This window comes from Paenibacillus sp. FSL R10-2734, from assembly GCF_037963865.1.
Taxonomy (GTDB): Bacteria; Bacillota; Bacilli; order Paenibacillales; family Paenibacillaceae; genus Paenibacillus_AQ.
The window spans coordinates 574,833-594,284 of the sequence record NZ_CP150170.1 but is presented as its reverse complement, the minus strand read 5'-3'; the positions used below and the strand labels follow the sequence as shown (position 1 = coordinate 594,284).

Here is a 19,452-nt window from a genome sequence, read left to right as displayed (position 1 = left end):
GGAGGAAGATCATGTATATTCATTTGGGCGGGGAGAAGATTATTCGCTCTTCGGAGTTAATTGCAATATTTGATATTTCGATTGAGAAATCTTCCAAGGTATCTAAGCAATTCGTCATTCACTCCGAGCAGGACAAGAAGCTTGAGCGGATTGGTGAAGAGGAAGCAAAATCCATTGTCGTAACTAAAAATATCGTGTATTACTCCCCCATTTCCTCCTCCACTCTCAAAAAAAGAGCCAAAATTTTGCTCGAAATATAACTTGCGTTTAGTAACAATGAGATAATCTGAAAGAAGTAGGTGAAGGCATGTCAATGAATCAACCGACATATGATGAGAGCCAGATTCAGGTACTGGAAGGGCTAGAAGCGGTCCGGAAACGTCCGGGCATGTATATTGGTTCCACTAGTTCTAAAGGTCTCCATCACTTGGTGTGGGAGGTCGTGGATAATAGTATCGATGAAGCCCTAGCAGGTTATTGTGACCGGATTCAAGTGATCATTCATGAGGATAACGCGATTACTGTTATCGATAATGGACGTGGCATACCTGTAGGTGAAAATGAAAAACTTAAAAAATCGACGCTTGAAGTTGTAATGACAGTACTGCATGCAGGCGGTAAATTCGGCGGCGGCGGATATAAAGTATCAGGCGGCTTACACGGTGTGGGTATCTCCGTAGTAAATGCCTTGTCTGAGAAGGTTGTTGTTAATGTTAAGCGTGATGGGCATATTTATCAGCAGGAATACAGACGTGGTGCACCACAGTATGAGATCAAAGTGGTTGGAGATACGGACGAGACAGGTACGACTACAACTTTTCATCCGGACCCTGAAATCTTTACTGAAACCACGGTCTTTGAATATGCGACACTGCTTACTCGTATTCGGGAGCTAGCTTTTCTTAACAAAGGAATTGAGCTTTCACTGCATGATGAGCGGACCGATGTCACCAATGTGTTCAAATACGAGGGTGGTATCGTTGAATATGTGAAATATTTGAATGAGAAAAAAGAAGCGCTGCACGAGGAACCAATCTACGTGGAAGGCTCACGAGATATGATCCAGGTTGAAGTGGCTCTCCAATATAATGATTCGTATACAGAGAACATTTACTCTTTTGCGAATAATATTAATACCCATGAGGGCGGAACACATGAATCCGGCTTCAAAAGCGCTTTAACACGTATCATCAACGACTATGCTCGTAAAGCGGGTGTACTGAAGGATGGTAATTCAAATCTGACTGGAGACGACGTTCGTGAAGGACTGACAGCGATTATTTCTGTCAAAATTCCAGAGCCACAGTTCGAAGGTCAAACGAAGACCAAACTCGGGAATAGTGAAGTACGCGGTATTGTAGAATCACTGTTCGGAGAGAAATTGCAGGAATTCCTAGAAGAGAATCCAGCAGTATCACGCCGTGTCCTTGAAAAGTCACTTTCGGCTTCTCGTGCACGTGAAGCTGCTCGTAAGGCTCGTGAGTTAACCCGTCGTAAGAGTGCGCTTGAAGTCAGTGCATTACCTGGTAAACTTGCGGACTGTTCATCCAAGGATGCGTCCATCAGCGAACTGTATATCGTCGAAGGTGACTCTGCGGGTGGATCGGCCAAACAAGGCCGGGATCGTCATTTCCAAGCGATTCTACCGCTGCGTGGTAAGATCCTAAACGTAGAGAAAGCTCGCTTAGACCGTATTCTATCCAACGCGGAGATCCGGGCAATCATTACTGCTCTTGGTACAGGGATCAGCGATGACTTTGATCTATCGAAGGCTCGTTACCATAAAGTCGTTATTATGACGGATGCCGACGTCGATGGAGCTCATATTAGAACTCTGTTGTTAACATTCTTCTACCGTTACATGCGGAAGCTAGTAGATGCAGGTTATATCTATATTGCCCAGCCGCCACTGTTCAAGATAGAACGCAACAAGGTGATCCGTTATGCAGGCAGCGAGAAGGAACGTGATGAGATTATCGCTTCTTTTGGAGAGAATGTTAAGGTCAATGTCCAGCGCTACAAAGGTTTGGGTGAAATGAATGCTACCCAGCTGTGGGACACAACGATGGATCCAGAGGCTCGTATGATGCTACAAGTAACGATTGAAGATGCGATGCTCGCTGATAGTATCTTTGATACGCTGATGGGAGATAACGTTGAACCAAGACGTGACTTTATCCATGAGCATGCGAAGAACGTCAGATATCTTGATGTGTAAGCAAATATAAGACATAAAGTATGGTGTGAAACTTATACTTTCTTATATTTTTATAAAACCTCCGGCTTCTATTCCTAAAGGAATGAGAAAGCTGGAGGTTTTGTGGTTTCGGAGCTGTTTTTAGGCTTTGGTGGATTGTTTGCTGCGGATCGAATATGGGGATTTTCTAGCCTTTACACGTCCGTATGCTACAGCATAGCGGTGTATTTTACGATAGATAGATTTATCAGGAAATAACTTGAATATAACAATGGATGGAAGCGTATTGACCTCAAGCAACCACATATCCTTATGCTGATCCATCGCAATATCCAGACCGATCTCTTTAATTCTTGGATAGGTAGATTCCAATTGGCCAGCAATTTGAACGCCTAAAGATTGTAATTGATTTATAGTCGAGAGGGCTTCAGAAGGTGTCATATGATTTTTTAATAATGTATTTACCGAAAGAATACTGCCTCCACTATGATAATTGGTGACGATTTTCTGAGGAGCAGCAACTCTTCCGAGCATTCCTGTTGTTTCCCATGCGCCTGATGGACTCTTTTGGGTAAGCACTCGAAGGTCGAAGGGACGATCTTGATGACGCAGAAGATCAATTCCTTTTTGGATTAGGTAGGTACGGTTTAGAATTCGTTTCTGTAAGGCCTCATGTAGCTTTTCGGAGGAGAAGAAAACTTCTGCCGACTTGCCATATCTTAAAATAAATAGGATTCGCGCTTCTTGCTGTTCTTTCTCATCATTATTGGGAGAGTCCTTCATTTCAGTATTCTGCTGGCTAGGGCTCAAAATCACCGTACGCTGCTCGGCTCTCATTACACCAAAACCAAAGCTTCCACGATCAGGTTTAATATAGACCATTGTATATAACGCAAGCATTTCTTTAAGAACATTTAAATCATATTTACGAGTATCTGGCACATACATGGATAGAGATTGATTTTGAAGGATGACTTTTGTTTTAGCCCATTTACTTGGGACGCGTTGAATCTTCATTATCTTCCTCCTTAACAATTTTGTGCAGCATTTGGCTTTTAGAATTCCTTTGTACAAAACTTGCTTTGGAAGCATAATCTTTGACCGTTGAAAATCAGGACAAGCTACCTAAACAATGGTATAATATAAGGATATGGGGTTATGCCTTATCGAACGATATTAGGATAATAAAACCGTGTTTCTTGTCTTTACAGTCTATGTACTAAAGACATTTGCGGAAAGGGCGGATACCCTACTCAACGCAAAAGAAATCAATATTAGAAGATAAAAGGCTATCATGTTTAATTGTGCTACTTTTGTGAAAGTAATATAATTAAGGGTAGCGGTTTTTTAACTGAAGGAGGTCCAGCAACTCATGGCTGAACAAAATAACCCACAAGTCAAAGATCGGGACATTGGCGTGGAAATGCGTGAATCCTTTATGGATTACGCAATGAGCATCATTGTTAGTCGGGCTTTGCCAGATGTGCGGGACGGACTCAAGCCGGTTCACCGACGCATTTTGTTTGCGATGTCGGAACTTGGAATGTCTGCGGATAAGCCTCATAAGAAATCGGCAAGAATCGTCGGTGAGGTTATCGGTAAGTACCACCCTCACGGTGACTCAGCCGTCTATGAAACAATGGTACGGATGGCTCAGGATTTCTCTATGCGCTATATGCTTGTGGACGGTCACGGGAACTTTGGTTCGATTGATGGTGATATGGCTGCAGCGATGCGTTATACAGAAGCCCGTCTTTCCAAGATTGCAGGCGAAATGCTTCGAGATCTGAATAAAGAAACAGTTGATTTCGCACCCAACTATGATGGTGAAGAGAATGAGCCAGTTGTATTGCCAGCTCGTTATCCGAATCTACTCGTTAATGGGGTATCTGGTATAGCTGTAGGTATGGCTACTAATATTCCGCCGCATAACCTAGGTGAAGTTATCGATGGTGTGCAGGCGATGATTAAGAATCCTGATATCACACCTATGGAATTGATGGAGTATATCCAAGGCCCTGATTTCCCAACGGCTGGATATATTTTGGGTCGTGAGGGCATTCGTCAGGCTTATCGCACGGGACGCGGTTCAGTAACCATGCGTGCGAAGGCAACAATTGAAGAGAACAATGGTAAGGCACGGATCATTGTGCATGAGCTTCCATATCAGGTGAACAAAGCAAGACTGGTAGAGAAGATCGCAGAATTAGTGCGTGAGAAACGGATCGAAGGTATAACGGATCTCCGTGATGAGTCTGACCGTAATGGTATGCGTGTAGTTGTTGAGATGAGACGCGATGTTAATCCGAGTGTTGTATTGAACAATCTATATAAACATACTTCTATGCAATCCACATTTGGGATCAACATGCTTGCCATCGTGAATAACGAGCCGAAAATTCTTAATCTGCGTGATGTGCTCTATCATTATTTGCAGCACCAGATTGAAGTTATTCGTCGTCGTACTATATTTGATCTTAAAAAAGCTGAAGCACGCGCTCATATTTTAGAAGGTCTGCGTATTGCGCTAGATCATCTGGATGAAGTTATTGCGTTAATTCGCGCTTCTCGGACAACTGATATAGCTCGAGAAGGATTAATGAGTACCTTTAGCCTCAGTATAGAACAGGCTCAAGCGATCCTCGATATGCGGATGCAGCGCCTGACCGGTCTGGAACGGGAAAAGATCGAGAATGAATATAATGAATTGTTAGCTAAAATTGCAGAGTACCGTGAAATTTTGGCTAATGAACATCTTGTTCTGGAAATTATCAGCAATGAGCTGCAGGATATTCGTGATAGATATTCTGATGATCGCCGGACAGAGATTACGGTTGGTGAAGAAAGTATCCTGGATGAAGACCTTATTCCACGTGAAGAGGTTGTTATCACCATTACACATACGGGATACATCAAGCGTCTACCTGTCAGCACCTACCGCAGTCAGAAGCGTGGGGGTCGCGGAGTTATGGGGATGGACACCAAGGACCAAGATTTTGTGGAGCATCTCTTCGTGAGTAACTCTCATAACTATCTGATGTTCTTTACCGATAAGGGTAAGGTGTACCGGATTAAAGCTTATGAGATCCCAGAGCTGGGACGTACTGCACGTGGGACACCAATCATCAACCTGATTCAAATTGAACAAGGTGAGAAGATTAGTGCAGTAATCCAAGTGGAAGAGAGCGATAGTGACAAGTACTTGTTCTTTGCTACCCGCGAAGGTATCGTGAAGAAGACGCCACTTGAGGATTACAATAATATCCGTAAAGGCGGACTTATTGCTATTAATCTTCGCGAAGAGGATTCCCTGATTGAGGTTAAGCTAACGGATGGACAGCAGAATCTTATTATCGGTACAGCTCGCGGAATGTCGATTACGTTCTCAGAGAATGATGTTCGTTCTATGGGACGTAGCGCGACTGGCGTGAAGGGCATTACGCTTGACAGTAATGACCATGTCATCGGTATGGACTGTGTCGATAAGGAGCTTGAGGTTCTGATTGTTACTAGCAAGGGTTATGGTAAACGGACACCAGCCGGTGACTATCGTTCCCAGACTCGTGGCGGTAAAGGAATCAAGACCATTAATCTCACTGAGAAGAATGGCCCTGTAGTTGGTCTTAAGGTTGTTAAGAACGACGAAGACTTAATGATCATTACTACAAGCGGTACCTTGATTCGTACCAGCATGGATGGAATTTCTACTATGGGTCGTTACGCGCAAGGGGTTAAGCTAATTAACATCCGCGAGGATGATGCTGTGGCTACCCTGTGTAGAGCGGATAAGAACGAAGAGGACGAAATGTCTGAGGATGTGGAAGGCCTAGAAGATCAAGTGACAATGGATGAATCTGGCGATATAGATCAGCCTGAAACAATCATTGAGGATGAAGAGAATAACTTAGAATAGGTTATATCCAATAAAGAGCAAGGGCTTCTACTACAGAACCCTTGCTCTTTTTGCTGTGATTAATTACTGGCTAGTAATTAATTTATAAGAATAGTTTTCATTGCACTAGTCGCTTCCTTTTATCCGTACTATAATTATCCGATAGAGTATAAATCAGTATATAAAGTACTATTTTCTCAGATATTGTCTGTCATATTAGATTCCGATAATCCTGAGCTTATTGTTATAGAAATTAAGGGGCTGAGTATATGCCAAGTGTATTGGTTGGAGAAGTTAAAGCGGGCTCAAAGATAATCAAAGATGTAATCACACCTTTGGGGGGAGTTTTGTTCACCAAGGGAAAAATACTACTCCCCCGTGATTTAGAAATTTTAGAAGCTTTTTTGATTGGGCAGGTGGAGATCGAAGGTGCTCAAGGAGAGGTTAATTCTGATGTCGGCCAAAAAACATCCAAGCAGACATCGCTTAGAGCTGGAGCAATTATAAATGAATCGATGCTGATTAAGAGCAATTCCCCACTACACGATGAATATGAAAAAATGATCGCGCTTATTAGGAACAGCTATCGTTCGGTAACGGCAGCTTCTCTTCCTATTTTTGAGTTGCGTAGTCAGTTAGAGGTACTAATTAGTCATTTAAAGGACTATCATGTCTTGAAGTTTTCCCCACGTACTCTAAAAGATGAGGATTATAACTATCACAATGCTGTGTTGTCCGCGTTAACTTCATATAAGATTGCGCAGTGGTGCGGGTATCCACAGAAGGATTGGATGCAGATTGCTTTTGCAGGACTGCTACACGATATTGGCAACGCCAAGGTGGATAGTTCGCTTTTATACAAACCTGAGGCACTGAATAGTGCAGAAATAGAAGAGGTTAGAAAGCATACTACATACGGATACCAGCTATTGCGGAATGTGACGGCGATAAATGAAGGAGTAAGATTATCCGCATTACAGCATCATGAGAAGGTCGATGGGTCAGGATATCCACTTAAGCTCGAAGGGACCCAAATTCATTTTTACGCCAAAATCGTTGCAGTGGCCGACATCTTTCATGCTATGACCCTGAAAAAAACTTACAGAAAGGCGCAATCACCGTTCATGGTGCTCGAAGAACTATTAAAAGAGAGCTTCGGCAAACTTGACCCCTTCATTGTGCAGACCTTCATCCAGAAGACAACAGCACTATATACCGACACCAAAATCCGTTTAAGTGACGGACGGTACGGAGAAATTATCTTTACTGATCCTAACAATCCTACTCGACCGATGGTACAGGTAGAGGGGCAGATCGTTAATTTGATAATGGAAAGAGAAATATATATTCAAGAAATTATTGCTTGAGATATGTCGCTGTTAGCGAAAATAATAGAAAAGGCCTCTTAGTGACGAGGCCTTTTCTTTGTGTTAGCGGGTAGGGCTAGATAAAATTAGTAGCATTTATCACAATGAGTAATTTGAGTATGATATAAAATACGCAATGAGTTATAAAGTTAGATTTGAAAGGATGTCATCATGTTAAAGCGATTCTTAAGTTATTGCGTTCGTTTTGGGCTTACCATGCAGGTTATTAAGACAATAATTGCTGCAGTAACCTCATGGTATCTTGCGGCAGCAATTATGGGACAACATTTCTCTTATTTTGCACCACTTGCAGCGGTACTCGTCGTCCAGGTTACAATCGCAGATTCTATGGAAAAAGGGTTAACTCGCGTCCTTGGCATTATTATCGGTGCATTGTTGACGGTATTAATTACCCCAATTACGGGGCAGAACCCGCTCAGCTTAGGTCTTGTGCTCTTGATAGGAATGGGTGGAGCTACCGCTCTTAAGGTCAATCCCTTAGTTACATCGCAAATTGGAGTCAGCTCGGTCATGATCATGAATGCTGTGCCTATTAGTGCATATGCAACAGGACGTATTGTAGAAACCATTATTGGGGCTATTGTAGCCGTTGCTGTTCAGATGATTATTCGTCCAGAGAGCAAGCTACCTAATGCCATCAAAATAAATGTGAATATATGCCTGCAGCTGGCTGAACGAATGAGAGAAGTGAGTAAGCTTCTAGAGGATGCCAGTGAAGATTCGCAGGAAACCCAGCTACCGATTCAAGACAAGGAGTTATTAAAATGGATGCATAATTTAAATGACTCTTATATCCAGGCGCAGAAGAGCTTAAAATATAATGTCGTCTATCGAAAAGATACGGTGAAGCTATCGAACTTATATGAACAAATGGATGCTGTACAGCAAATGATTATGGCGGTATCCGGTGTGAATTATGCACTACAAAAGATTCCTGTAAAGGATCTAAAAAGGCTTGGCATCGAAGAAGTGCTTATCAGTACTGCAGACTGTATTCTAACCTTCGGTAAAATTATTCGTCATGCGACCCCTGTTCGTATGGAACGCATTCAAAGACAGCTAGCCAAATGCTATGATGATCAAGTGAGATTGTACGAAATGAATATGGATTGTTATCACGATGTAGACCTCCACACTGAGGTGGGAAGACTGCTCTCCGATATTCACCGAATTGTACAGCAGATAGAGCATGCAGAGGAGCTTAGTGAGCTAGAGATGGACTTCTCCGATAAGTGGAAACTTCATGCTGTTGTACCATCTAAGTTTCGCCAGGATTGATACTATGCTTTCTTTTTAAAAAAAGTGTTGCAATGAATCTCTATACATGATATATTCTAAGTCCGGCCAAGAAATACACATGCCGAGCTCGAAAAAGAAGTTAAAAAAAGAGCTTGACATTAAACAGCCGAACATGATATAGTATAAGAGTTGCTGCTGAGACATTAAACGGCGCCAACGAGAACTTGATCTTTGAAAACTGAACAACGAGTGAGTAGGAAATCACGCAAGTGAAATCCAAAATAGAGAATTAATTTTCTCGTCAGATGTTTCAAAATGAGCATATCGCTCTTTTCAATACTAATTGGAGAGTTTGATCCTGGCTCAGGACGAACGCTGGCGGCGTGCCTAATACATGCAAGTCGAGCGGAGTTACTTTGAAAGCTTGCTTTCAAAGTAACTTAGCGGCGGACGGGTGAGTAACACGTAGGCAACCTGCCCTTCAGACTGGGATAACTACCGGAAACGGTAGCTAATACCGGATAATTTCTTTTTCTCCTGAAGAAAGAATGAAAGACGGAGCAATCTGTCACTGAGGGATGGGCCTGCGGCGCATTAGCTAGTTGGTGGGGTAATGGCCCACCAAGGCGACGATGCGTAGCCGACCTGAGAGGGTGAACGGCCACACTGGGACTGAGACACGGCCCAGACTCCTACGGGAGGCAGCAGCAGTAGGGAATCTTCCGCAATGGACGAAAGTCTGACGGAGCAACGCCGCGTGAGTGATGAAGGTTTTCGGATCGTAAAGCTCTGTTGCCAGGGAAGAACGTCCGGTAGAGTAACTGCTATCGGAGTGACGGTACCTGAGAAGAAAGCCCCGGCTAACTACGTGCCAGCAGCCGCGGTAATACGTAGGGGGCAAGCGTTGTCCGGAATTATTGGGCGTAAAGCGCGCGCGGGCGGTCATTTAAGTCTGGTGTTTAAACCTTGGGCTCAACCTAAGGTCGCACTGGAAACTGGGTGACTTGAGTACAGAAGAGGAAAGTGGAATTCCACGTGTAGCGGTGAAATGCGTAGATATGTGGAGGAACACCAGTGGCGAAGGCGACTTTCTGGGCTGTAACTGACGCTGAGGCGCGAAAGCGTGGGGAGCAAACAGGATTAGATACCCTGGTAGTCCACGCCGTAAACGATGAGTGCTAGGTGTTAGGGGTTTCGATACCCTTGGTGCCGAAGTTAACACAGTAAGCACTCCGCCTGGGGAGTACGGTCGCAAGACTGAAACTCAAAGGAATTGACGGGGACCCGCACAAGCAGTGGAGTATGTGGTTTAATTCGAAGCAACGCGAAGAACCTTACCAGGTCTTGACATCCCTCTGAATCCACTAGAGATAGTGGCGGCCTTCGGGACAGAGGAGACAGGTGGTGCATGGTTGTCGTCAGCTCGTGTCGTGAGATGTTGGGTTAAGTCCCGCAACGAGCGCAACCCTTAACTTTAGTTGCCAGCAAGTAATGTTGGGCACTCTAGAGTGACTGCCGGTGACAAACCGGAGGAAGGTGGGGATGACGTCAAATCATCATGCCCCTTATGACCTGGGCTACACACGTACTACAATGGCCGGTACAACGGGAAGCGAAACCGCGAGGTGAAGCCAATCCCATCAAAGCCGGTCTCAGTTCGGATTGCAGGCTGCAACTCGCCTGCATGAAGTCGGAATTGCTAGTAATCGCGGATCAGCATGCCGCGGTGAATACGTTCCCGGGTCTTGTACACACCGCCCGTCACACCACGAGAGTTTACAACACCCGAAGTCGGTGGGGTAACCCGCAAGGGAGCCAGCCGCCGAAGGTGGGGTAGATGATTGGGGTGAAGTCGTAACAAGGTAGCCGTATCGGAAGGTGCGGCTGGATCACCTCCTTTCTATGGAGAATCGTCTTCTGCAATGAAGACATTCAAATCGGAAGCTAAACTTCCAAAACTCAGGTTTAGGCCTGTTACTCACTCGTTGCTCAGTTTTGAGAGTTTAAGCTCTCATCTTTAAACTTGATCCTTGAAAACTGGATACCGAAACGAATTTGCGTTTTAGAACATCTTTTAGCTAAAACTTGTGTAAACAAGTACGTTAGTTATTAGCTGGAAGCGAAGATTTTCGATTGTGCGAACAAACGAAACATTGGAGCGAAGGTTAAGCTAATAAGAGCACACGGAGGATGCCTAGGCGCCAGGAGCCGACGAAGGACGTGGCGAACAACGAAACTGCCTCGGGGAGCTGTAAGCAAGCTTTGATCCGGGGGTGTCCGAATGGGGAAACCCAGCTGTGGTAATTCGCAGTTACTCATCTCTGAACACATAGGAGATGTAGAGGCAGACCAGGGGAACTGAAACATCTAAGTACCCTGAGGAAGAGAAAACAATAGTGATTCCGTCAGTAGCGGCGAGCGAACGCGGAACAGCCTAAACCTAAGAGCTTGCTCTTAGGGGTTGTGGGACGTCTCACATGGAGTTACAAAGGAATATGGTAGGCGAAGAGGTCTGGAAAGGCCCGCGATAGAGGTAAAAGCCCTGTAACCTAAACTGTGTTCTCTCCGAGACGGATCCCGAGTAGTGCGGGGCACGTGAAACCCCGTATGAATCCAGCAGGACCATCTGCTAAGGCTAAATACTACCTGGCGACCGATAGTGAAACAGTACCGTGAGGGAAAGGTGAAAAGCACCCCGGAAGGGGAGTGAAATAGAACCTGAAACCGTGTGCTTACAAAAAGTCAGAGCCCTATCTATGGGTGATGGCGTGCCTTTTGTAGAATGAACCGGCGAGTTACGTTTAACATGCAAGGTTAAGTCGAGAAGACGGAGCCGCAGCGAAAGCGAGTCTGAATAGGGCGATTTAGTATGTGGACGTAGACCCGAAACCGTGTGATCTACCCCTGTCCAGGGTGAAGGTGCGGTAACACGCACTGGAGGCCCGAACCCACGTACGTTGAAAAGTGCGGGGATGAGGTGGGGGTAGCGGAGAAATTCCAATCGAACTCGGAGATAGCTGGTTCTCCCCGAAATAGCTTTAGGGCTAGCCTCGGTATAAGAGTAGTGGAGGTAGAGCACTGATTGGTTGCGGGGTCCGCAAGGATTACCAAGATCAGTCAAACTCCGAATGCCATATACTTATTGCCGGGAGTCAGACAGTGAGTGCTAAGATCCATTGTCAAAAGGGAAACAGCCCAGACCATCAGCTAAGGTCCCCAAGTGTGTGTTAAGTGGGAAAGGATGTGGAGTTGCACAGACAACCAGGATGTTGGCTTAGAAGCAGCCACCATTGAAAGAGTGCGTAATAGCTCACTGGTCGAGTGACTCTGCGCCGAAAATGTAACGGGGCTAAACACACCACCGAAGCTATGGCTAGATACGTATGTATCTGGGGTAGGGGAGTTGTATGTAGGTTGAAGGTGTACCGTAAGGAGCGCTGGACAGCATACAAGTGAGAATGCCGGTATGAGTAACGAAAAGATCAGTGAGAATCTGATCCGCCGAAAGCCCAAGGTTTCCTGAGGAAGGCTCGTCCGCTCAGGGTAAGTCGGGACCTAAGGCGAGGCCGAAAGGCGTAGTCGAAGGACAACAGTTTGAAATTACTGTACCACCGTAATCCGCTATGAGCGATGGGGTGACGCAGGAGGGTAGTGACGCGGACTGATGGATATGTCCGTCTAAGCAGTGAGGCTGATGTGTAGGCAAATCCGCACATCGTTAAGGCTGGGCTGTGATGGGGAGCGAAAATTGTAGTAGCGAAGGTCATGATCTCACACTGCCAAGAAAAGCCTCTAGCCAGGAGAAGGTGCCCGTACCGCAAACCGACACAGGTAGGCGAGAAGAGAATTCTAAGGCGCGCGGAAGAACTCTCGTTAAGGAACTCGGCAAAATGACCCCGTAACTTCGGGAGAAGGGGTGCCCCGGTAGTGTGAATAGCACGAGGGGGCCGCAGTGAAAAGGCCCAAGCGACTGTTTAGCAAAAACACAGGTCTGTGCGAAGCCGCAAGGCGAAGTATACGGGCTGACGCCTGCCCGGTGCTGGAAGGTTAAGGGGAGTGGTTAGGGGTAACCCGAAGCTATGAACCGAAGCCCCAGTAAACGGCGGCCGTAACTATAACGGTCCTAAGGTAGCGAAATTCCTTGTCAGGTAAATTCTGACCCGCACGAATGGCGTAACGACTTGGGCGCTGTCTCAACGAGAGATCCGGTGAAATTTTAATACCTGTGAAGATGCAGGTTACCCGCGACAAGACGGAAAGACCCCATGGAGCTTTACTGCAGCTTGATATTGAATTTGGGTACGATCTGTACAGGATAGGTGGGAGCCGTAGAAATCGGAGCGCAAGCTTCGGTGGAGGCGCCGTTGGGATACCACCCTGATCGTATCTAGGTTCTAACCTAGTACCGTAATCCGGTACGGGGACCGTGTCAGGCGGGCAGTTTGACTGGGGCGGTCGCCTCCTAAAGAGTAACGGAGGCGTTCCAAGGTTCCCTCAGAATGGTTGGAAATCATTCGAAGAGTGCAAAGGCATAAGGGAGCTTGACTGCGAGACCTACAAGTCGAGCAGGGACGAAAGTCGGACTTAGTGATCCGGTGGTACCGCATGGAAGGGCCATCGCTCAACGGATAAAAGCTACCCTGGGGATAACAGGCTTATCTCCCCCAAGAGTCCACATCGACGGGGAGGTTTGGCACCTCGATGTCGGCTCATCGCATCCTGGGGCTGAAGTAGGTCCCAAGGGTTGGGCTGTTCGCCCATTAAAGCGGTACGCGAGCTGGGTTCAGAACGTCGTGAGACAGTTCGGTCCCTATCTGTCGTGGGCGCAGGAAATTTGAGAGGAGCTGTCCTTAGTACGAGAGGACCGGGATGGACGTACCGCTGGTGCACCAGTTGTTTCGCCAGAAGCATGGCTGGGTAGCTACGTACGGACGGGATAAGCGCTGAAAGCATCTAAGCGTGAAGCCCCCTCAAGATGAGATTTCCCAATTAGTAAGACCCCTTGAAGACGACGAGGTAGATAGGTTGGAGGTGGAAGTGCAGTAATGCATGGAGCTGACCAATACTAATCGGTCGAGGGCTTATCCAATATTTAAAACGCAGATTTGTTTCGGATTCAGTTTTCAGGCGATTAAGCCTGTAACACGCTTAGAAATTCATTGTCACTTCTGGTGATGAATGAAATTTCACGCGGCAGCGTCTGTTTCACAGACGCATGTTTGGTGGCGATAGCGGAGGGGTTCCACGCGTACCCATCCCGAACACGACCGTTAAGCCCTCCAGCGCCGATGGTACTTGGACCGAAGGGTCCTGGGAGAGTAGGACGTTGCCAAGCACGCAAGACCACTGTTGAGTCATCGACAGTGGTCTTTTTGTTATGTCTAGTTACTTAATGACTTGTTGTGATTTAAATTTTGTTTGACAGACTACAGTGATTAATCCATAATACAATTCATACTAAACATATATGAATTGTAGGGGGAACGGATTATGTCATACTTTAATGTATCTTTAAAGAAGCCGATTCTGTTTGGAGCAATATCAATCTTGCTATTGATGGTAATCGCAGGTTGCTCCGGATCTACTAATAAGGCTGCTTCCAATAAGGAAATTTCGGAAAATACGAGTGCAGCAACTCAGAGTCCTCAAGCGGCAGAGCCGGCATTGGGAGGAACCTTCGTCTATGGACGGCCTGCTTCCGTAACCTCGCTAGATCTGCATAATCAAATTACGTCCAACAATGCTTTTGCTATCGACAAAGTATTTGAATCATTAGTTGCTTTTGATAGTAAGGGTGAAATTGTAGATTGGCTTGCCAAGTCACATAACATCAGTGAAGATGGCCTGACTTACACGTTTGAACTTCGCGATGGTCTGAAATTTTCGAATGGTACGGGTGTGACTGCGGAAGATGCCGTATTCTCTCTTGAACGGCACTTGAAGGTTGGCGGTCCTTTGGCAATATCCGCAAAGGTCGACACAATCAAAGCACAGGACAACAAAACGCTTGTTATTACACTTAAAGAGCCTTATACACCATTTATCTCTGAGCTTTCCAATTTCTCAAATGGCATCCTGCCTAACAATTTCGGTGGGGTTTCCGAAGAAGAATTCTTCAAGAGCCCTATCGGAACGGGACCTTTTGTTGTTGAAACATGGGATACTGCGGGTGATCTGACCTTCATTAAGAATAAATTTTACTGGCAAGAAGGCAAACCATATATTGATAAGCTTGTTTATAAGTTGATTGAGGACGATAGCCAAGCAATCAACCAGCTGAAGGCTGGGGAAGTTAATGCCATTGAATCTTTAGCGCTGCAAAATGCCAATGAGATCAAAGATGGAGCTGACACTAAGGTAATTACTAACGGCAGTTGGGTGACAGAGCAATTGTTCTTTAATACGCTGGATGAGCATTTTTCTGATGTGCATGTCCGCCGAGCTCTGGCTCTGGCGCTTGATCGTGAAGGCTTGACCAAAGCGTTAACCTTTGGATATGCAAAGACGGCAAACTCATTGCTGCCAACAACGATTCCTTATAACTCGAATGATACAATCAAGTCTCTGAACTTCAATGTCGAGGCGGCTAAGGAAGAGCTTGCTAAATCTGCCTTCCCTAATGGATTCACTACAAAATTACTTGTAGCATCCGGCAATAGCACAAGAGCCCAAGAGGCACAAATTATTCAGGCAGCGGGTCAAACGATCGGGATTAAGATTGAGATTGAATCGATTGAGCTTGCCACTTTCCGTGAACGTTTCTTTGCATATGATTTCGCGGCAATGCTCAATAGCGGTCAAGCTGACTCCCCTGAAGCAAACTCGATTATTGCTTTCCAAACGGATCCGGAAGGCTTCAGCAAATCGTATTGGACGCATTATACAAATGATGAAGTAACGAAGCTTCTATATGAGGGACAAAAAACAGCGGATGGTGATGGTCGTGCGCAAATCTATACGAAGCTACTTCAGACACTTGCTGATGAAGTGCCGTATATCCCGCTTTATTATCCAGACGTTTTGAAAGGGATTCGTTCTTCGGTCGATGGCCTCGTTGTTCTACCTAACGGCAGCGCCCGATTCGAAGATGTCCGCATCAGCCAATGACGAATCTTAAGCAGACGTTAAATCAACCGAGGGGAAGGAAGGACTCCTACAACTGGCTTGTGATATCTCTTATAAAAGCATTGGCAGTAATCCTCTGCGTAATGATAGCAGTCTTTTTCATCATTCGAATGGTGCCGGGAGATCCAGCTAAAATGATCCTGGGAGAATACAGTACCCCTGAGGCGCTCAAGAGTATGCATCATACTCTTGGGCTGGACCTCCCTTTATGGGAGCAGTTCATGCGATTTGTGAAGACGCTGTTTACGCAAGGAGATACGGGAAACTCCATTATTATGGGAACATCAACAAGAGAGTTGATTACACAGCGGGCCCCTGTTACTTTGCTGCTTATATTGATGGCCTGTGTGTTGGCGATTTTCATATCGCTTCTGCTTGCTACGGTAGCAGCTACGCATAAGGATAAACTCCTGGATCATTTGATACGTATTTTTCCTACAATAACTCTGGGTATGCCAATCTTCTGGGTTGGCTTACTTTTAATTTTACTCTTTAGTGTCCGGCTTGGTTGGTTCCCTGTTGGGGGAGTAAGTGAAGGATGGATTGGAACCTTGCATAGTCTTGCACTTCCAGCAATCACCGTTGCTTTTTCACAGGTTCCTACGCTGGTCCGTTCTTTAAGAGCGCAGATGCTTGAAGTGTTAGAATCGGATTTTGTAGTCACACTTAAGGCTGCGGGAATACCAAGTAGGGTTATTTTGTTTAAACATGTGCTACGCAACTCTGCTCTCCCTACGCTGATGCTGATGGGTGTGAATATTTCTTATCTAATCGGCGGCACTTTGGTCGTTGAACAAGTGTTTGGAATTAAGGGGATTGGCAGCTTGTTGTTCACTTCAATTTCGAAACGGGACTTTCCGGTTATTCAAGGAATAGCACTTTACTGTGCACTATCTGTTGTGATCATCAGTCTCTTGATTGAAATCATTTCTTGGTGGCTTGATCCCAGAACGAAGGTAAAACAATGAAAACGATAAGACTACAACCACGATTGTATGAGCGTAGCAAGATGACGAGCGGCTTAAAGCGAATATGGAATACCCCTTCTTTTCTGGTAGGATTGATTATGTTTGCAGCTCTTATTCTCTTGACTGTGTTCATACCGTATATAAGTCCCTATGATCCCTCCGAGCAAAATTTGAGTGCCTTCCTGCAGCCTCCGTCGGCTGAACATTGGTTAGGAACCGATCAGCTTGGACGTGATCTGTTTACTAGACTGATTTATGCAGCGAGGACTGATTTAAAAATCATGGTGTTGGCAGAAATCATTCCCTTTTGCACAGGTGTATTCTTAGGAATGCTAGCAGGATATTACGGCAAATGGGTTGATACAGTTATTACACTGCTGTCAGATACGTTGATCGCTTTTCCTTTTTATCTAATCGTCATTATCGTTGCTTTTGCCAGTGGAGCAGGAGAACGAGGTATTTATATTACTTTTATCCTTGTAGGTTGGATTGTCTTTGCCCGTGTCGTGAGAGGTCTTAGCGCATCTTTTCGCAATCAGGAATGGGTAGCGTCCGCTCAAACCTTAGGCTTGCCCGGAGTAAGAATTATTTTGCGTCATCTTCTGCCTAATGTACTTCCTCAGGCCGTGGTCGTCCTCATGACAGATATGATTGGATTACTTGTCGCTATTGTTACACTCGGGTATCTTGGGATCGGCATTACACCGCCAACACCAGACTGGGGGACAATGATCTCGGATGGACAGCCCTTCATCACTACAGCTTGGTGGCTCTCGGCCGTTCCGGGATTTGCAGTGGTATATACGGGGATAGCTTTGTCTCTCCTAGGTGATGGATTGGCGGACATATGGAGGAAAAAATGATGTCTAAAGAGCCCATTTTAGAAATAGAGGCATTATCACTGGCAGCGAAGTCAAATGAGAGATTAGTCAACAATGTTAGTTTTTCGCTGGGCAAAGGGGAAAGTTTGGGATTAGTAGGTGAATCGGGTTCAGGAAAATCGCTTACGCTGCGTGCAATTCTAGGATTGCTTCCAAACGGTGTTGAACAGATAAGCGGCACCATTAAGAGTAACGTAAGCAGTGCGATGGTATTTCAAGACCCTAGAGGTGCGCTCGATCCGCTCTGTATGGTTGTCAATCAGCTGGCTGAAGTTGTGTATTACAGACAGAAAGTAAGCCGAAAAGCTTCGCGGATCATTGCACTGGAGCTACTTGAAAGGCTTGGTCTCCCCGATTCTTTAAAGAAAAAGGACCGGTATCCGAGTCAGCTGTCAGGCGGTCAGTGTCAACGGGTAGTTATCGCTTTGGCATTGGCGTGCAAGCCAGGCATACTTCTCTGTGATGAGCCAACAACGGCGCTGGACGTCACGGTTCAACGGCAAATTATTGAAACGATCACGAACCTCCAGCGTGAGCTCGGTTTTGCCATGGTTTTTGTAACGCATAATCTCGCGATTGCAGCCAACTTGTGCTCACGCCTATGTGTAATGAAACAAGGGCAGATTGTTGAGCATGGCGCTACCCTTGATATTTTGCAAAATCCGACGGACCCTTACACACAGATGCTGATTGATTCGGTGCTTCCTTTGCCAGAGCTTGAAGGGAGTAGAGACTCATGGAACTAGCCTTACAAATAAAAGATTTAACTGTTCATTATGGCGGGTTTACTGCACTGGATTGCATCAATTTGAATCTTGAGCAGCATACCACCCTTGGGCTTGTTGGAGAATCTGGCTCAGGGAAATCTACGCTGGCGCGAGTAATTGCTGGACTGATTGCCCCGCATGAGGGGAAGATCCTGTTAGGTGCCCAAGAGTTAAAAAAGAAAAGAAGCCGTGAGCAGCGTAAAATAATCCAGATGATCTTCCAAAATCCAGATGCGTCGCTGAATCCTAGACATTCGATTAGGCAAATTCTTTCCGAGCCCTTATTATTTCATAAAATAGTAGGACGTACGGATGTTGAGCAGAGATGCAAAGAGCTATTGAACCAAGTTCATCTGGAACAAAAGGCTTTAGATAAATTTCCACACGAATTTTCTGGCGGTCAGCGGCAACGGATTGCGATTGCTCGCGCATTAAGCGTTGAGCCGAGCATTCTAATTGCGGATGAACCTACGAGCGCGTTGGATGTCTCTGTACAGCTTAGTGTGCTCGAATTGTTCAATACGCTTAAAGCTGAGCTTAATCTCACCATGCTTTTTATTTCTCATGATTTAGGAGTCATTAATGCAATTAGTGATACGGTAGCGGTCATGCGGCAAGGAAAGCTAGTGGAGCAGAGTCCGAAGGACCAATTCTTCATCCGGCCTAAACATGAATACAGCTACGAGCTGTTATCGGCGGTTCCGAAAATGCCAAAACAAAGTACATCAGGAGGTTTTTTATGAACCGAGATCATAAAGGATATGTGCCACTTTCACTGGATGAGTACAATAAGCTTACTCATTTGATCTCCAAAATTTTGTTTACTGAGTATCCTCCTGTTATCATCCCAGCTGAGGCAATTCTGGGGATTGAAGCGGTGGCCGCAGGAATAGCTGGGCCCGATCGAACCATCGTAAATGTTGTAACAGGTCCCTATGGAAGTTTATTTGGACAATGGCTTGATCGGGGGGAGCAACGGTTGTTGAAGTAAAGGT

General features: G+C 45.6%; 12 protein-coding genes and 3 rRNA genes. 14 read left to right on the top strand and 1 reads right to left on the bottom strand.

Annotated elements, in window-relative coordinates:
- Positions 1–11: 11 nt before the first annotated feature.
- Together NSS67_RS02750 and gyrB are read left to right on the top strand one after the other, a co-directional pair.
- Positions 12–260 (top strand): extracellular matrix/biofilm biosynthesis regulator RemA family protein, encoded by a 249-nt coding sequence (locus NSS67_RS02750; RefSeq protein WP_036677731.1) that lies wholly within the window; start codon positions 12–14, stop codon positions 258–260.
- A gap of 47 nt (positions 261–307) precedes the next feature.
- Positions 308–2,218, top strand: coding sequence for a DNA topoisomerase (ATP-hydrolyzing) subunit B (gene gyrB / locus NSS67_RS02745; protein ID WP_339318197.1), 1,911 nt, complete (start codon positions 308–310; stop codon positions 2,216–2,218).
- Positions 2,219–2,338: 120 nt separating this feature from the next.
- Here the strand turns inward: gyrB and NSS67_RS02740 are convergent, their stop codons facing one another.
- Entirely contained in the window at positions 2,339–3,214 is an 876-nt protein-coding gene (locus NSS67_RS02740) for a YheC/YheD family protein (RefSeq protein WP_339318196.1), read from the bottom strand.
- Positions 3,215–3,569: 355 nt separating this feature from the next.
- Between NSS67_RS02740 and gyrA the strand changes: the two genes are divergently transcribed.
- The 12 genes from gyrA (at position 3,570) to NSS67_RS02680 (ending at position 19,448) form a co-directional block, all read left to right on the top strand.
- Positions 3,570–6,110, top strand: coding sequence for a DNA gyrase subunit A (gene gyrA, locus NSS67_RS02735; protein WP_339318195.1), 2,541 nt, complete (start codon positions 3,570–3,572; stop codon positions 6,108–6,110).
- 248 nt (positions 6,111–6,358) lie between these two features.
- A complete protein-coding gene (locus NSS67_RS02730) occupies positions 6,359–7,456 on the top strand; it encodes an HD-GYP domain-containing protein (protein WP_339318194.1) in 1,098 nt (365 codons plus the stop codon).
- Between the two features lie 171 nt (positions 7,457–7,627).
- Positions 7,628–8,755, top strand: coding sequence for an aromatic acid exporter family protein (locus NSS67_RS02725; protein WP_339318193.1), 1,128 nt, complete (start codon positions 7,628–7,630; stop codon positions 8,753–8,755).
- A 301-nt stretch (positions 8,756–9,056) separates the two neighbouring features.
- A 16S ribosomal RNA gene (locus tag NSS67_RS02720) occupies positions 9,057–10,616 on the top strand.
- A gap of 263 nt (positions 10,617–10,879) precedes the next feature.
- Positions 10,880–13,805, top strand: a 23S ribosomal RNA gene (locus tag NSS67_RS02715).
- Between the two features lie 129 nt (positions 13,806–13,934).
- Positions 13,935–14,051 (top strand): 5S ribosomal RNA (gene rrf / locus NSS67_RS02710).
- The 16S, 23S and 5S rRNA genes sit together here, the layout of an rRNA operon.
- A gap of 155 nt (positions 14,052–14,206) precedes the next feature.
- Positions 14,207–15,823: an ABC transporter substrate-binding protein gene (locus tag NSS67_RS02705; protein WP_339318192.1), complete on the top strand. Its 1,617-nt coding sequence runs from the start codon at positions 14,207–14,209 to the stop codon at positions 15,821–15,823.
- Complete coding sequence (locus NSS67_RS02700; protein WP_339318191.1) at positions 15,820–16,809, top strand: ABC transporter permease; 990 nt, start codon at positions 15,820–15,822, stop codon at positions 16,807–16,809. Before NSS67_RS02705 ends, NSS67_RS02700 begins: the two co-directional genes overlap by 4 nt.
- Positions 16,806–17,672, top strand: a complete 867-nt coding sequence (locus NSS67_RS02695) for an ABC transporter permease (RefSeq protein ID WP_339318190.1) — start codon at positions 16,806–16,808, stop codon at positions 17,670–17,672. Before NSS67_RS02700 ends, NSS67_RS02695 begins: the two co-directional genes overlap by 4 nt.
- Positions 17,669–18,436, top strand: a complete 768-nt coding sequence (locus NSS67_RS02690) for an ABC transporter ATP-binding protein (RefSeq protein WP_339318189.1) — start codon at positions 17,669–17,671, stop codon at positions 18,434–18,436. The genes NSS67_RS02695 and NSS67_RS02690 overlap by 4 nt, the downstream gene beginning before the upstream one ends.
- Positions 18,427–19,200, top strand: a complete 774-nt coding sequence (locus NSS67_RS02685) for an ATP-binding cassette domain-containing protein (protein ID WP_339318188.1) — start codon at positions 18,427–18,429, stop codon at positions 19,198–19,200. Before NSS67_RS02690 ends, NSS67_RS02685 begins: the two co-directional genes overlap by 10 nt.
- On the top strand, positions 19,197–19,448 hold the full coding sequence (locus tag NSS67_RS02680; protein ID WP_339318187.1) for a hypothetical protein: 252 nt from the start codon (positions 19,197–19,199) through the stop codon (positions 19,446–19,448). The genes NSS67_RS02685 and NSS67_RS02680 overlap by 4 nt, the downstream gene beginning before the upstream one ends.
- Positions 19,449–19,452 lie beyond the last annotated feature (4 nt).

What these genes read in the sequence shown, in the direction of transcription:
- NSS67_RS02695 (WP_339318190.1), top strand. Translation starts at nt 16,806, where the DNA reads ATGAAAACGATAAGACTACAACCACGATTGTATGAGCGTAGCAAGATG.
- NSS67_RS02730 (WP_339318194.1), top strand. Translation starts at nt 6,359, where the DNA reads ATGCCAAGTGTATTGGTTGGAGAAGTTAAAGCGGGCTCAAAGATAATC.
- gyrA (WP_339318195.1), top strand. Translation starts at nt 3,570, where the DNA reads ATGGCTGAACAAAATAACCCACAAGTCAAAGATCGGGACATTGGCGTG.
- NSS67_RS02750 (WP_036677731.1), top strand. Translation starts at nt 12, where the DNA reads ATGTATATTCATTTGGGCGGGGAGAAGATTATTCGCTCTTCGGAGTTA.
- NSS67_RS02700 (WP_339318191.1), top strand. Translation starts at nt 15,820, where the DNA reads ATGACGAATCTTAAGCAGACGTTAAATCAACCGAGGGGAAGGAAGGAC.
- NSS67_RS02690 (WP_339318189.1), top strand. Translation starts at nt 17,669, where the DNA reads ATGATGTCTAAAGAGCCCATTTTAGAAATAGAGGCATTATCACTGGCA.
- NSS67_RS02705 (WP_339318192.1), top strand. Translation starts at nt 14,207, where the DNA reads ATGTCATACTTTAATGTATCTTTAAAGAAGCCGATTCTGTTTGGAGCA.
- NSS67_RS02740 (WP_339318196.1), bottom strand. Translation starts at nt 3,214, where the DNA reads ATGAAGATTCAACGCGTCCCAAGTAAATGGGCTAAAACAAAAGTCATC.
- NSS67_RS02680 (WP_339318187.1), top strand. Translation starts at nt 19,197, where the DNA reads ATGAACCGAGATCATAAAGGATATGTGCCACTTTCACTGGATGAGTAC.
- gyrB (WP_339318197.1), top strand. Translation starts at nt 308, where the DNA reads ATGTCAATGAATCAACCGACATATGATGAGAGCCAGATTCAGGTACTG.
- NSS67_RS02725 (WP_339318193.1), top strand. Translation starts at nt 7,628, where the DNA reads ATGTTAAAGCGATTCTTAAGTTATTGCGTTCGTTTTGGGCTTACCATG.
- NSS67_RS02685 (WP_339318188.1), top strand. Translation starts at nt 18,427, where the DNA reads ATGGAACTAGCCTTACAAATAAAAGATTTAACTGTTCATTATGGCGGG.